The following is a 15,250-nucleotide window of genomic DNA, read 5'->3' as shown; positions in this document are numbered from 1 at the left end:
AAACGTAAGCTGGGTAGACTTTGCAGCTCAAATAGAAGGGTCAGCATACTCTGATCAGAGTCACAGAAGAGGGATAGCTTTCAACCCGGGCTAGAGGGGGAACAACGATCGGGGAACAACTGATAGCGGTTTGTCGGTGTAGCGGTTAACACCAGATTGCCGCCCTCGTCGATCGCCCATCCGGTTGTTTCCACCAGTGGCTCCACCTTCATAGCCACCGGCGACTGCTCGGCGGGCTGGCGGCTATGTGATTCTCCATCGAGGGCGACTGGACGCAAATCGTGCCAAACCGACGATCCCATAAAGGGTTGATTCGGATTTTCCGGCAAACCCCCCCGTCCCGCGATCACAAAGCGATTCCCTTCTTGTGCAAGACAGCCCCGGACGATGCCATCGCTCGGATCGGTAGGATTATCTTCTAACTCTACCAATCCCGAAGCCGGATCGAGATCCGGTTCTTGGACTTCGATCGTCCCATCCAGACCAAACTGAGAACTGGCGGTAATCTGACTCTCAGGAGAGAGAAATAAACCTTGGGTGACGATATTGATGTTCCCCCCATTGCCACTGACGGCATTGGCGCGAACTAAACTATTTTCCAGCGCTACAATCGTACTGGCCGCGATCGCCAAGTTCCCGCCATCGCCCCCATCACCCAGTGCTTCTACACTAATGCGACCGTTATTGGTTAAAATCAAACCATTCTGGACGTTCAACTCCACATTTCCCCCCCGTCCAGAGGCCGTGGTTGCCGCAATCGAACCCTGGCGATCGACTGAGATGGATGAGGCATTAATTTGTAACGTTCCGGCATTTCCGGTACCTGCATGAGTGACGGTAATCGTGCCGCCATCGCCAATCGTGATGCGATCGGCATTGATTGTCACTGCTCCCGTATTTCCGGTAGGAACCGGCGGGCTAAAAAATGCTTGCTGCAACTCTTGTGGTGCTTGGAAAGCACTCGCCCCCATTTGAGATTGAAAAAAACCGCTACTGGAAACCCCAACGATTTCAATTTCCGCAGCATTCACGGTAATCCGACCGGCATTTCCCGTCCCACTGGTAAATGCACCCATCGACGCCCCATCTTTGAGGATAATCCTAGGGCTCGTCACCTGTAGTTCTCCCACATTTCCCGATCCAAAGGTTTGCAACCCCACCAAACTCGGCGATCCGATAAATGGATTCACCCCCACCACGTTGATTTCTTCCCTCGCCTGAATCGTCAGATTGCCCCCATTCCCCGTTCCGGAATCGGGAATCGGTTCTCCCAATATCGACAGGGAAGGAATCACCAACGAAAATAGGGTCGCACCACCTTCCACCTGTAATCTGCGCGTCGAAATCACCACATCCCCAGCATCTCCCGATCCGAAGGTAATACTTCCCATCTGGGTGACATTTTCGGGATTCAACGGCGTTGTGCCACTCATCACAATGGTATCGGCATTCACCCGCACATCTCCTCCATTTCCCTGTCCGGCATTAGGGAAAGGCTGTCCCAGAAATTGTGAAAATACGATCGAACTCAAACCCGCCCCTTCTGTAAGGGTTAAACGCGGCGTGTTCAAGCTTATGATGCCTCCTTCTCCTGTCTCGCTCGTCGAGACAATCAGTCCAGAGACAATCACCGGGAAACGGGGATTCACGCCTTGCAGCCAAATCGACTCGGAGGCAGTAACGCTGAGATCTCCCCCACGTCCGGTTCCTTCATTCCAACTTCCCATCTGTGCGCCATTGGTCAGGGTGACTTCCACCGCCGAAATATTGACACTGCCGCCTTGGCCTGCACCGGCTGAGTAACTAAAAATACCACTAAAGAGTAAGGGATTATAGGGAACGGCATTATCTCCCGTGATGGAATTTGCAGTCACGGTCACATTTGCACCATTTCCCGTAGAGGTGGAACCAGCAAGGGTAACAATTTGTCCGCCATCGGTTAAGTTTATCTCTGTGGCATTGACGGTAATTTCTCCACCGGATCCGCTGGCAAAATTTTCGCTGCCAATGCGACTGTTGAGATTGCGGTCTAATAGAGTTTCGCGATCGATTTCGTTGATATCTGGAATGCCCGTAGGAGGAACTGCAAATCCATGTATGGAAATTCTGTCAGCATTGAGAGTCACATTTCCAGCATTTCCCGCTCCTAAACTTAAGGTTTGAATCCGAGAACCGTCGGTGAGGTTAGTTACTGGGGCATTCACCATTACTTCGCCACTATTTCCGGTAGCGGTTTGCAGCACTTGGTTGACAATCCAGGAACTAAAGGGAAAAATTGAATCGACGCCGGATAAGCTGAGAGATTCCCTGGCATTTATGGCAATATTGCCGCTATTAAAAGTTCCGGGAGTCACCGCCACAATTTGCGATCGCTCTAAGCCGATATTTTTTCCCACAACTTGAATCCCGGCAATTGGATTATCTGCTACGGCTGGATTGAATAAGGAACTGCGATCGCTCAGTTGAATGTTACCAAATTCCGCCACGCGATCGTATCCCAACACCATCCCTCCGGGAGTGGGAATCACATCTACCGCACCATTCGTTACACCACCAATTTCAATCCGTCCCGACGGCACCGTTACCACAGCGCCATTGAAAGAAACATTTCCCCCTACTAAGCCAAATGTCTGTCCGGGGGCTACCCCCATTCCTTGAGGATTACTCGGAACAATATCGGGATTTCCTATGCCTTGAACTTGGATATTACCGGCATTAGAATTAAATTGCAAACCTACTGGAGTGCTGATGGTTAATAAAGGAGGTGCGTTGGGGGTGCTGGCACTAAACGTGCTGCCATCGGGAAATTGCACGCTGTTAGCGGTACTGCCAATAAATGAACCCCCAATATTTATCCTCGCATTGGGGCCAAAGACCATACCATTGGGATTGAGTACAAATAAATTTGCCAGACCATTGGCGCGAATTAATCCATCGATTTCGGAAAGATTGCTGCCGGTAATCCGAGTAAAAATATTTTGAATGGTGGGGGAATTGTTAAAAAAGGCTTCGGTGTTGGTCGGGACTGAAAATTCTGAAAAACTGTGAAATAAATTGACGCCGCTTTCGGTCCCGCCTTCAATGGTGATGCTGTTGCCATCAGGAACCACCACCGAATTGTTCGGTAAGGTGCTGTCGGGGATAATTTGGGCAGTGGCAGGCGAAAGGCACGCAAAACTCCCCATTGAGAGTGCTGTAAAACACCAAAGTGCGATCGCTTTAACGGAATGCTGCGATCGCGATCGGGATTGAAGTCCCCCCGGCATAGTTTTTTCCTCCAACGTCAGATAAATTAATGGGTCATTGGTCATTGGTTCTTGGTCATTGGTCCTTGGTTCTTGGTCATTGGTCCTTGGTCCTTGGTCATTGGCCCTTGGTCAATCTAAGAACCTCTCCCTAAATCCCTCTCCTCTTAGGAGAGGGACTTTGAGAATAGAGGGGTTTGGAGTTTGAGCCGCGTAGAGTGACACAGGAGGGGTTATACAGAACTTTTCACGGTCCAGTTTGGAGAAGCAAAACAAGGGAAATCCCTTCATCGGTGTTTCCGGGCTAGGAAGCCAGTCCGCAAAAGCTGCACCCTCCCCGGTTGTGGGTTTTTTGGATTAAAACGGGTTAGACACAATGGAAAAATAAAAGCCATTTTCTTGCCAGGTGCGATCGCCCGAGGGGCTATCTATCAAGGGATACCCCCAATCTAAGCGGGCGCGTAGGCGATCGCCGAAATCTAGCTGTAAACCCAGTCCTGCCGAAGCTAGGGTATTGGGGTCTGGATTGTCTGAATCTCCACTATTCCAAGCAGTGCCCACATCCACAAAGGGGACGACTTGGACCCCAAACCAATTTTGGCGATACACCGGAATCCGGAGTTCCGCAGAAGCGATCGCCCCATTATCCGTTAAAAGCGCATCTTGGCGATACCCCCGCACACTTTCTAAACCCCCTAACCCAAATTGTTCCAGGGGTAGCAACGACCCTGATGACAATTGGACATCCCCCCGGACTAATAGAGTCGGGGACCGTTGGGGGTCGCTGGTTTCCGAACCGAGAACCCGCAACCACTGTCCCTGTCCCCGCCAACTCAAAAAGCGACTATCCGGGGCGGAAGAATTCACTGTAGCATCAAACCAACCCACCCCGAGATTAAACTGCGATCGGGCCGCTAAAACTTCCCGAGAACTGCGCGCGGTCCATTCTTGAAAGAACCGGAAGGCGGAAATCCGGGTTTCCCCATCATCATTCGCCCCCGGAGAGAGGGGAAAATTTACCCCTAAAATAGAGGTTTCACTAGAACGACGGGCGAAAGTCAATCCCATCGCAAATTCCCGGGTGGGACTTTGGATCAAGGGTTGCCGTAAGGTAAATTCAGTATTGCGAGATTTTGCTTCAATATCTACGCGATCAAAGGGTGGTTCAATAATTTCGCTTTGAGTGCGACCGTGAGAGACACTAAAGGTCCCATTGCGGGCATTAATCGGCAGGGTATAGCCCACATCCCACTGATTACTGCCTTCGGTATTGGTGTAGGAGAAATTCAGGGTATCCCCAAACCCGAATAAGTTGCGGTGGTAAACAGTTCCTTGCTGGCGGAAGCTGCCCACACTGGGCGATCGCCCATTATCTAAAACGAACTCACTACCAAATGCCGATGCTTCCGTAATCCGCACATCCAGGACATTTTGACCCGGACGAGACCCTGCGGCGAGTTCTGCGGAGATATTTTCAATCCGGGGGTCCAGTTGTAACAGGCGCAAGGCATCCAGGAGTTGGTCAATATTGACGGGTTTTTCCGTGGCGATCGCCAATCGAGAACTAATATAATTGGGACTCAACCGCTGATTCCCCGTCACATTAATTTCTTCTAATCCTCCTTCCACCACCTGAATCCGCACCACCCCATCTTCTAGAGTTTGAGGGGGAATTAACGCCCCAGAGGTAATATATCCCTCCTGAGTGTACCGTTGAGTCACCGCAGTTCGCGCTTGCAACAGTTCCGCAAAGGACAGGGGCCGGTCCGTAAATGGGGCTAAAATCTCCGCCCAGATTTCGTTACTGAATACGGTACTATCGAATACCTCAAACCGTTGCACCTCAATTGCACCAGGAATTTCTCCCGTGGGGTCTACTTGCAATGGGGGCGCAGCCGGATCCGCAGTCGGGGGTTGGAGGAGTTCTTCCGGAGGGGGTAGCAACGGAGGGCGTTCCGGTAATTGGGGGCTACCCGGTGGCAGGGGATTGGGAATTCGAGACGGATCCGTGAGGGTTCCCGGATTGGTCGTTTGTGCCAAAACTGCACCCCCATTCCCACCTAGGAGTAATAACAAGGTTAGGGTAAACCGAATTAAGCGGGTGGTTTTGCGGGACTCATCGGGGCTTTCCCGGGGTTCCCGGGCAAACCCAGATCCGGTGAAAGACGAGGACTCGTTCTGACTTTGGTCGGATTGCGGATGTTGAGGCAGGTTAATGGTTGGCATCGCTAATGAGCTGATGAAATCCAGGTGGATCGAGTTGAGCTTAATGTATCGCAAGATCCGCGTTTGTTCCTGATGATTTATGCACACGGATCGAAAAGAGGGGTTTTCAATCATGACCACTCCGACAAATTCTCTATTAGTTTCGAGAAAAGGGTGACAAGGTGGGTCATGGCAAATCAGGAGAACCGGCAAAGCTATGATGAAAATTTTTCCGGTTCTAGCATTACCTCTGTTCTGAGGAGATTCTCGGCTTTCAGATGCACCCGCACTGAGATGTACCTACACTCTACTTGCTCTGTGGTCTTCTGCCAAGGGATGGACTGTTCGATGCAGGCCAATTATTTTGGATTTTATTCTTATTTGGGATATTTCTTGGCAATTTAAGCCGAGTTGCTGCCTGCTACTTGCGCCAAAAACAGTAAGGGCCTAGTCACAAGACTAGACCCTATTTACGGAATGACTGGTTCTTCAAAATATATAGCAAAAAAGACGAAAGGTTTTAGACGATTGACAATTGCTTACTAGGGTTTACAATTTCCGCAGCTTCACCCTTGTGGGCCTCGCCGCACATCGGTTCTCAAGACAGGAGACACGCGGCCATTGGAACCAACGAATCCTTAAATCTTTCTTCTCCTTACTGCTTTTTTTCCGTGTCTAGTATGAAAGTAGCATACCCTTTTTGAACCTACAAGTAGTTTTTACAAAAGTTTACAAAAAACTCTTGAATCCCGGGTCAAAATTCTGACAACGGCGTAAAAATCGCTGAGGAATCTGCCACTGTCCCCCCCAATGAAGATGAAGATAAGAGGCATGAATCGCCGGGGTGGCAATTTGGGGAAAAGATCCCCATCCTTCCGGAGTCACGGGGAAGTTCCGGTGGAATCCCTGGAGTTGAAACAAGGGGGAAGCGGGTTCTGCGGTGAGGTGCGATCGATGGAACTCATGACCCCAGACGGTTTCCCCAGTCCGGAATAAGGGGGTGTCTTGGAGGGTTTTGGCAAGGCGATATCCCAAACTGAGGCGGGAACCCATGACGGCATTCGGGGGAAAAATACCGACCATTGGCCAGGATTTCCCAGTAAAATCAAGTAAATTCTGACATAAATACATCAAACCGCCACATTCAGCATAAGTCGGCATCCCTGACGCGACTGCCTGATAAACCGATCGCAATACGGAGGTATTTGCAGCAAGGGTTTCAGCAAAGATTTCTGGGAATCCCCCGCCTAAATATAATCCCTGGACTCCCTCCGGCAAGACGGCATCCTTAAGAGGACTCCAGGGGACTAATTCTGCACCGAGGGATTCGAGGGAGTCTATATTATCTTGATAATAGAAATTAAAGGCGCTATCTTGGGCGATCGCCACGGGAATTTTCGATTTAAACCCGTCCCAATTGGGAATTTCTAGGGGTGAGGATTTCCGCAGATTTTCCAAGGCAACCCTCTGTGTAGAGGCGATTCGCGAATCGCCTCTACAGATATCGGGTTCAGGGGGAAGTTCTAAGGGTTTTACCGCCGTTGCCGGAGGGGATTTCAACAGGGGGAATAGCTGTTCCCAATCAAAGCAAGTTTCAGCCAGATGTGCAAGGCGATCGATTAACGCATCCAGTTGGGGGAATTCGGCAGTGGGAATGAGTCCGAGATGGCGATCGGGAATAGTAATGTGATCCTGTCGCCGCCACACCCCTAAAATTGGCATTTGAATCGTTGCTAAGGCATCTTGCAGCAATTCTAAATGGCGATCGCTACCTACGCGATTGAGGATAACCCCGGCAATGTTTACCCGAGGATCTAATGTTCGATATCCTTGGGCGATCGCAGCGATCGAACTGGACAACCGACTGCAATCCAAAACTAATATAACCGGCAATTGCAATAACCGGGCAATATGGGCGGTACTGGCAAAATCCCCGAGAAAAAATAAAGGAGACGATTCCATCAACAGGGGGGCTGGTTGCACCCCATCAAACAGTCCCATCACCCCTTCAATTAGGGAAAATTCAGCCAATTGCGAATGGCGATTAAAACAGTCTTGAACGTATTCCGGGGAAGTTAAAACCGGATCTAAATTGCGACAAGGCCGACCCGTGACATAGTGATGAAACATCGGGTCAATATAATCCGGTCCAACCTTAAAAGATTGCACCTTTAAACCTTGTCGTTGCAGATAGGCTAAAATTGCTAAAGTTATCGTTGTTTTGCCAACGCCGCTTCTTTCTCCGGCAATTATTGTAGTCATTGTTTCTTTGTCATTGGTCCTTTGTCTTATGTCATTGGATAAATTTTACTATACCCTACTTTGCGCTTAAGGCTGAGGCGATTCATGTCTCATCCCAAGACAACATAACTTGAGGAAGGGGCAGGTGAATTTTTATCGAATTAAGTTACAATACAATTAGCAATTCAATGGAGTAGAGTGCCATGTCTGCCGAGGCGATCGCAGAAACCATGAACCCCGTCCCAGAGGCAGCCGAGTGGGAACCGCCCATGCCTCCTACGGACCTGATTTTTGATGACGGAAAACCCTTGGAAAGTAATCGACACCGCATTGCCATGAATGCCCTGATTGACGCAGTGCCTGCCCTATTGCCGGACCGCACTGATTATTTTATGGGCGGGAATATGTTTATTTATTACAGCAGTAAACAAGCCAAAAATCGAGATTTCAGAGGGCCAGATTTCTTTGCAGTTTTGGATGTAGAACCAGGCGATCGCCCGGGATGGGTCGTTTGGGAGGAAGAGGGTCGTTATCCCGATGTGATTGTAGAACTAACCTCCCCCAGTACCCGAAAAATTGACCTAGGACCGAAAAAAGACCTCTATGAACGGGTATTCCGAACTCGGGATTATTTCGTTTATGACCCCTATAATCCCAATTCTTTGCAAGGTTGGCACTTGGATGCTAATCACAAGTATCAACCCCTTGAACCCGATCAACGGGGGTGGTTATGGTGCGAAACTTTAGGGGCATGGCTGGGAAATTGGGAAGGAACTTTAACGCAAGTTTCTACTACTTGGTTACGCTTTTATCATCCCGATGGAACGTTAGCTTTGTTACCGAACGAAGCAGCACAACAGCAAGCGGAATTGGCACAACAGCAAGCTGAATTGGCTCAACAGCAAGCGGAATCGGCTCAACAGCAAGCTGAATTGGCTCAACAGCAAGCTGAATCGGCTCAATCCAAGGCCGATCGCCTTGCGGCAAAATTACGAGAAATGGGAGTTGACCCCGAACAGTTGTAGTGGAAAAAAAGAGGGGGCGATCGCCTTCTTCCAAACAGGACTTACGCAGATTTTGAAAACACACCCTAAAATAATGTAGAGGCGATTCGCGAATCGCCTCTACATTTTAATGAGATTACTAACGAGATTACTGACGTAACTTGAGAATCTCGGTGGTCACCGACAGACTTTCTTCATAAAGCATATCGCGACCCCAGCGCTGTAACTGTTGTCCCAGGAGGTATTCCGCCTTTTGGTCTGTTAACGGCGTCACCTGTTCCGTGCGACAGTTTTGAGCGCTTCCGCCAGACTCCATCCGCATACAGCCGGTGGTTTCAGAACAGAGAATCGTGCAGCAATTCGCCTCACTATTAGTAGAAGTGAGACGCAATCCGACCATATCCCCATTAATTTCACCCCAATCTGCTGTGGGAATGGCGGCTAACTCGGCTTCTACCGTGCGATCGCCTGGACCTTTGAAGGAAACTCGGCGAATATCATAATCGCCGCCTTCTTCGTGATAAGACAAAGGTTTCCAACCGAGGCGAGAAGCGAGCCAACCCAGGAACATCAGCGCTTGAGAGGCATTTCCCTTTTCATAGTCAATCGTAACGCGATCGAGTTCTATTAGGGAAGCGCGACGTTCCGGGGGGTCAAAAGCGGCAGCAGCCAACTCCTGCCAGGAGGTGAGGCGGTGCCAGTTCAAGTCCGCCATATAAGTTTCTTCATCGATCAGCTTTTGCATCTTCAGAAACTCGGACTCGGGGTCACTAAAGTAAGACGAGTCCATAATCATGCAATTGCAGGATTCCGAGAGCTTTTGGAACAACTCCTGTTCCGGATTGGGGGTTGCCTTCCACCAGACAAATTTTGGCAATGACGGAATCATCAGCGACACCACCAAATCCCCGACTCGTTGCAGCGCTTGCTTGGTGCCGCGTAAGGTGATGTACTCACAACAAATTAAGCGGCTGGAGTTGCCTTTTTGGATGGGACAATAGGCGGAAACTTGCGCCGTGACCCCCTCATCTTCACCCAGGACGGGACACAGGGTGATAATGCGGCAGGGATTTTGGGCGGCGATCGCCTCGCTGATGCTGAACCCTCGGGCATTGGGATTGGTGACTTTCTGGCGATCGGGTGGCATCTTATCATACTCTTCCCGCAGCCGGATCAGGGTTTCTGGGTCAATGCGCCCGGTTACTCTGATTCCGTAAGCGATTTGAGCTTCCTGAACCGCTTCCTTGGTTAGGGTTCCATAAATCCCATCAATGGGCCCTTCATAAAAGCCCAAAGCCCCTAGCAACTGCTGGAATTCTTCGGGTTCATAGACCACCATACTAAAGGTTGCCGCACGGGTGGCAATACTAGAAGCCCTGCCGCCACTTTCCGAGAGCCAGATTCGACCCAATTCTGACTCAATCTCATCAAGGGAAATATCTTTCGGTTGTTGGAGCGCAACAATTGGAGTAGCCATATTAATTTAATTGTTGAGTGTTGAGTAGTGATTGTTGAGCGGCAAGGATGAGGGATGAGGGTTTGGATTGCACTGTTGGATGTCCGGTTCCAGGTTCCCTCTTCATCCTTCATCCTTCATCCTTCCGAAGGTTACAACCTGCGCCAGCGGTGATCGTTACGATTGAGCAGCATTTCTGCTTCCACAGGCCCCCATGTCCCGGCTTCATAAAGGGCGATCGCCTTGGGATCGGAAGGAGCATCCCAAACTTGCAGCAGGGGAGTTAGGACACGCCAAGACTCCTCCACCTCATCCCCCCGGGTAAACAGGGTTTGGTCCCCTAACATACAGTCTATCAACAGCCGACTGTAGGCATCGGTGTTTGCCTGACCGAAGGTGGTATCGTAGCGGAAATCCATATCCACCGATCGCGTTCTTAAGGAGTTCCCCGGGGTTTTCACCTCAAAGCGCATCGAAATCCCCTCATTCGGCTGAATCCGCATCGCCAACACATTGGGATTCGCCTGTTTTGCCGCAGATTGGAACATCAAAAAGGGGACTTCCCGGAACTGAATCGCAATTTCGGTGACCTTTTTCGGCATCCGTTTGGCGGTTCTCATGTAAAACGGCACCCCTTTCCAGCGCCAGTTATCGATATACAGCTTGAGCGCGGCATAAGTTGGCGTCGTGGAGTTCTCGTCAACCCCTTCCTCTTCGCGATACCCTGGAACCTGCTTTCCTTTCATCCATCCGGAAGTGTACTGACCCCGAGTAGCGGAAAGGTCCAGATTTTCAATATCCGCCAGGTGAGTCGCTTCTAGGACTTTCACCTTCTCATTGCGGATACTATCGGCATCGAGGGAGTTGGGAGGTTCCATTGCCGTCAGGGTAAACAGTTGCATCAGGTGGTTTTGCACCATATCCCGCAGCGCGCCTGATGATTCATAATACCCAGCGCGTCCTTCTAAACCCACGGTTTCGGCCACGGTGATTTGAACGCACTCGACAAACTGACGATTCCACAGGGGTTCAAAAATGGCATTGGCAAAGCGAAATACCAGCAAATTCTGGACAGTTTCCTTGCCTAAGTAATGGTCAATCCGGTAAACCTGCTTTTCTGAGCAGACTTTTTGGACGACTTGGTTGAGGATTTGCGCCGTACCCAGATCGTGACCAAAGGGTTTTTCAATGACGAGGCGTTGTTTCTCGCGATCGCCTAGCATTCCCGCCTCACCGAGTTGCTCGATCGCTTCCGCGAAAAAGCGCGGTGCCACACTCAGGTAAAACACCCGGTTCTCCCGAGTCCCACGTTTTTCATCGAGTTCACTCAGAAAGGCTTTGAGTTTCTGGTAGCTTTCTGATTTGTCTATATCGCCTGGACAATAGAACAGTCCGTTCGCAAAGTCTTCCCAGAGCGCTTCTGAACCAATCCCATTGCCAAATTCTTCGACGCCTTGGCGGCAATGATCTCGGAAAAACTCATGACTCCATTTACTGCGGGAGACGCCGACAATTGTCAGTTCCGGAGGCAATTTGCGCTCCAGCTTCATCTGATAGATTGCCGGAACGAGTTTTCTCTGGGTGAGGTCACCGGAGGCCCCGAAAATAATCAAAATCTGCGGTTCGGGAATCCGATCTTGTTGGAGTCCCACGCGCAGGGGGTTTTCTAATAGCGTTACCATCTGGTTTGAAAAGAAGTTAGAGGTTAGGACACAGACATTTAGAACCGAGATTAAACTTGACAGATCAATCGGTTCTGCTCTAGGGCTGCCTCTTGTCCCCGGACCGATGTCTTGGTCCGGGTTAGGGTGGGGTCCTCTTGATCCCCGGGGATTGGGGGACCCCTCCTAGCCCCCCCTTGGTAAGGGGGGGGACCGGAGTGATTTCTGGAAAGTGATTGTCGCGGCAGAAAAATGGGTAACGGACTGATGCCGTACCCATTTTCCCATCCCGACTAGGCGGGAGCCAGTTTTTTGACTTTGGTTTCTAGGGAACTCATGAGGGACTCAAAGGGTTGAATAAATTTATCAATGCCTTCATCTAAGAGTTCTGCCATGACTTGATCCAAGTCGATGCCTACTTCGGGGAGGTTCTCAATGAGTTTGTAGGCTTCATCGACATCGGTTTCGATGCGGCTGGCGACATCGCAATGATCGGCACAGGCTTCGATGGTGGCTGGGGGTAGGGTATTGACCGTCTCGGGTCCAATCAGTTCATCCACGTAGATGACATCACTGTAGTTGGGATTTTTGCTGCTGGTGGAGGCCCAGAGTAAGCGTTGGGGGTTGGCTCCTTTGGCAGCCAGGGCTTGCCAGCGATCGCTCTGGATGATTTCTTTGTATTTTTGGTAAGCAATCTTGGCATTGGCGATCGCCACCTTGCCTTTGATTTCTTCCAATTTGGCCTTTTGCGGCAGTTCGGTGACGTGCTTGAGTTTCTCGTCGATCGCCTCATCAACTTTCACATCAATTCGGCTGATAAAGAAACTGGCAACTGAAGCAATTTTATTCACATCTTGGCCTGCCTTAACCCGCGCTTCTAAGCCGCGAATATAAGCCCAAGCGGTCTCTACATAACTGTCTACAGAAAATAACAACGTAATATTAACGTTGATCCCCTCAGCAATCACTTTTTCAACCGCCTCTAACCCCTCGGGAGTTCCGGGAATCTTCACCATCACATTTTCCCGGTCAATGGCCTTGTAGTAGCGCTTGGCTTCCGCCAGGGTTTTGTCGCCGTCGGTAGCGATGTTCGGTGGCACTTCAATACTGACATAGCCATCTAAACCCTCAGTTTCATCATAGATGGCCCGAAAATGATCGCAGGCATTGCGAATATCTTCAAACACTAAAGATTCATAAATTTCATCAACGGATTTATCGGCTTTGATACCTGCTTCAATATCGGCATCGTAAATTGCATTTCCGACAATGGCTTTCTCAAAAATGGAGGGATTAGAAGTCAGTCCTCGCAGTCCTCGGGTTTCAATCAGGGTTTTCAATTCACCAGACTGGATGAGATCTCGGTTCAAATTATCCATCCAGATACTTTGACCATATTCTTGTTCGATTTTTTGGAGTAAGGGATTGATTGCCATAAGTTTTATTTCGTTGGGTTTCTAGGTAACTACAGGGTATCATTCTGAATGTTTTCAAAGCGGATGATGACTGTCTGTGGTATGAAAGTCACTCATTTGACGCTTAAGTTTTAGCTTATCTTTGAATCGGCCTAAAAGGTAAGGGGAGATTGCCCTACTGTGTCATCAAATCATCATCAATGACTGGCGATCGCGGCGTTCTTCTCTTGCTTGCGATCGCTAATGAAAGATTTTACCAGGGCCACATCATCTTTACTGCCAATAATCACCGGAGTACGGGTATGAAGTTGATCCGGCACCACGTCTAAGATCTCCTCCGTTCCCGTACTTGCCAATCCCCCCGCTTGCTCAATTAAAAACGCCAGGGGTGCGGTTTCGTACAGCAGGCGCAATTTACCCTCGGGTTTTTTAATGGTTCCAGGATACATGAACACCCCCCCTTCATGCAGGATCCGATGAAAATCACCCACTAACGCCCCACTATAACGAGCGGTATAGCCCTCGTGCCGATGAACATAGCGGATATAGTCTCGAATCGATTCATCCCATTGCCAGAAGTTGCCTTCGTTCACACTGTAAACCGCTCCATGCTCGGGGACCTGAATATTCTGATTTGACAGAATAAACTCTCCCAAACTGGGATCCAGAGTAAACGAATGAACCCCCTTACCAATGGAATAAACCAGCATGGTACTGGGTCCATAGAGGATATACCCGGCAGCCAGTTGTTTGCGCCCACTTTGCAGCAAATCTAGGGCTTCCTCATTTTCATCACTCCCCTCTTGTTGACGAATCGAAAAAATTGAGCCAACATTCAGGTTGCTATCAATATTAGACGAGCCATCAATCGGGTCATAAAGCAGGGTATAACGACCAATGGGGCAGTTTTCCGGGATATAGTACGGTTTCTCCATTTCCTCCGATGCCAAGCGACAAACTAGGCCACTTTGCTTGAAAACGGAGATAAACACCTCATTCGCATAGACATCCATGCGTTTGACGCTTTCTCCCTGAACATTAATGTCGCCACTAAAACCCAGCACCCCTTCCACTAAACCCGCCCGACTCAACCGGCGAGAAATCAGCTTGGCTGCTAAAGCAATCCGGCTCATCAAGGCGCTGAGGTCCTGAGCATCCGCAGAAAAGCTCTGGAGTTGCTGCAAAACGTGCCTGGATAGGGTCGTACAGTCGCGATCGAGCGATTGAGTCTGCTCAATCGGATTTTGTTTTGTTTCATCCTTCATCGTTCTTGTCTTCCTTTGGAGTGGTTCTACTTCAGACGACTGGAGAGGTTAGCGGGTGGTTTTTCCCCAGTCGCCCTTTCCTTTCCATCTTAAAGAAGCATTTTCAGCAAGGCGGGTTAACTTTAGGGTAACTATAGAAAACGCAACATTTTCTTAAGTATTTCTGCTGTTTTGCAGAGAAAAGTCGGACTTAAGCATAAAATTGCCTAAAAGTCAGTTAACCCAGATACAAACTGGATAAAATTTCAAATTGGGTTATTCCCTCTCTCAGATAGAAGCCTCGAAACAGTCATTTCCGCTCAGACACAAAATTTAGCAAAAATATAGAATTTACTTCTATCTAAAAAGGGAGCGAGATTCCAATGTTTAATAAAAATTGTAATAGTTAAAAATCAATAGATTTCTGGATTATTTTAGGAAATAAGTTTTTTTTAAATTTCAAATAACCGGAATTAAACGAAACATTTTTAATGTAAAAAAAGGGACTGTCTCAAAGTTGAGCAGTCCCCGATCCACAAAATTGGCTAGTCAATCGAAATAGATTGAGGGCGGTTGTTGTAACTGCCACTGCCATTATTATTCCCCGTGGAAGAACCCGTGGGGGAAGCTCCTTGTTGTTCCAGCCAACTTTTCACCGGGTCATCGGAGAGATTGAGTTGGAACACCCCAGAGAAAAATCCACCTAAAAAGGCAACCGGATGTTCGGTCATTTCTTTAAAAATTGGACTCAGTTCATCTAAAAACATGGAATGTCTCCT

General features: G+C 49.2%; 9 protein-coding genes. 1 reads left to right on the top strand and 8 read right to left on the bottom strand.

The features are described from left to right. Positions 1-80: 80 nt before the first annotated feature. The 3 genes from NG833_RS23735 to NG833_RS23725 form a co-directional block, all read right to left on the bottom strand. Positions 81-3,311 (bottom strand): S-layer family protein, encoded by a 3,231-nt coding sequence (locus tag NG833_RS23735; RefSeq protein ID WP_254567744.1) that lies wholly within the window; start codon positions 3,309-3,311, stop codon positions 81-83. 291 nt (positions 3,312-3,602) lie between these two features. Continuing rightward, positions 3,603-5,471 (bottom strand): ShlB/FhaC/HecB family hemolysin secretion/activation protein, encoded by a 1,869-nt coding sequence (locus NG833_RS23730; protein ID WP_254567743.1) that lies wholly within the window; start codon positions 5,469-5,471, stop codon positions 3,603-3,605. A gap of 708 nt (positions 5,472-6,179) precedes the next feature. Further along, positions 6,180-7,712, bottom strand: coding sequence for a cobyrinate a,c-diamide synthase (locus tag NG833_RS23725; protein WP_254567742.1), 1,533 nt, complete (start codon positions 7,710-7,712; stop codon positions 6,180-6,182). 182 nt (positions 7,713-7,894) lie between these two features. Between NG833_RS23725 and NG833_RS23720 the strand changes: the two genes are divergently transcribed. Further along, entirely contained in the window at positions 7,895-8,716 is an 822-nt protein-coding gene (locus NG833_RS23720; protein ID WP_254567741.1) for a Uma2 family endonuclease, read from the top strand. A 127-nt stretch (positions 8,717-8,843) separates the two neighbouring features. Here the strand turns inward: NG833_RS23720 and opcA are convergent, their stop codons facing one another. From opcA to NG833_RS23695, 5 genes are all read right to left on the bottom strand, one after another. Next, the gene (gene opcA, locus NG833_RS23715) at positions 8,844-10,172 is read right to left on the bottom strand and encodes a glucose-6-phosphate dehydrogenase assembly protein OpcA (protein ID WP_254567740.1); all 1,329 of its coding nucleotides are present in this window, start codon (positions 10,170-10,172) and stop codon (positions 8,844-8,846) included. Positions 10,173-10,303: 131 nt separating this feature from the next. Next, a complete protein-coding gene (gene zwf, locus NG833_RS23710) occupies positions 10,304-11,833 on the bottom strand; it encodes a glucose-6-phosphate dehydrogenase (RefSeq protein WP_254567739.1) in 1,530 nt (509 codons plus the stop codon). Positions 11,834-12,105: 272 nt separating this feature from the next. Beyond that, a complete protein-coding gene (tal, locus tag NG833_RS23705; RefSeq protein ID WP_254567738.1) occupies positions 12,106-13,248 on the bottom strand; it encodes a transaldolase in 1,143 nt (380 codons plus the stop codon). A gap of 176 nt (positions 13,249-13,424) precedes the next feature. Continuing rightward, positions 13,425-14,492, bottom strand: coding sequence for a class 1 fructose-bisphosphatase (fbp, locus tag NG833_RS23700; RefSeq protein WP_254567737.1), 1,068 nt, complete (start codon positions 14,490-14,492; stop codon positions 13,425-13,427). A 524-nt stretch (positions 14,493-15,016) separates the two neighbouring features. Next, positions 15,017-15,238 (bottom strand): hypothetical protein, encoded by a 222-nt coding sequence (locus NG833_RS23695; protein ID WP_254567736.1) that lies wholly within the window; start codon positions 15,236-15,238, stop codon positions 15,017-15,019. Between the last annotated feature and the right edge of the window lie 12 nt (positions 15,239-15,250).

This window comes from Oscillatoria sp. HE19RPO (genome assembly GCF_024220515.1).
GTDB lineage: Bacteria > Cyanobacteriota > Cyanobacteriia > Cyanobacteriales > Laspinemataceae > Laspinema.
This window is presented reverse-complemented; position numbering and strand designations above follow the sequence as displayed.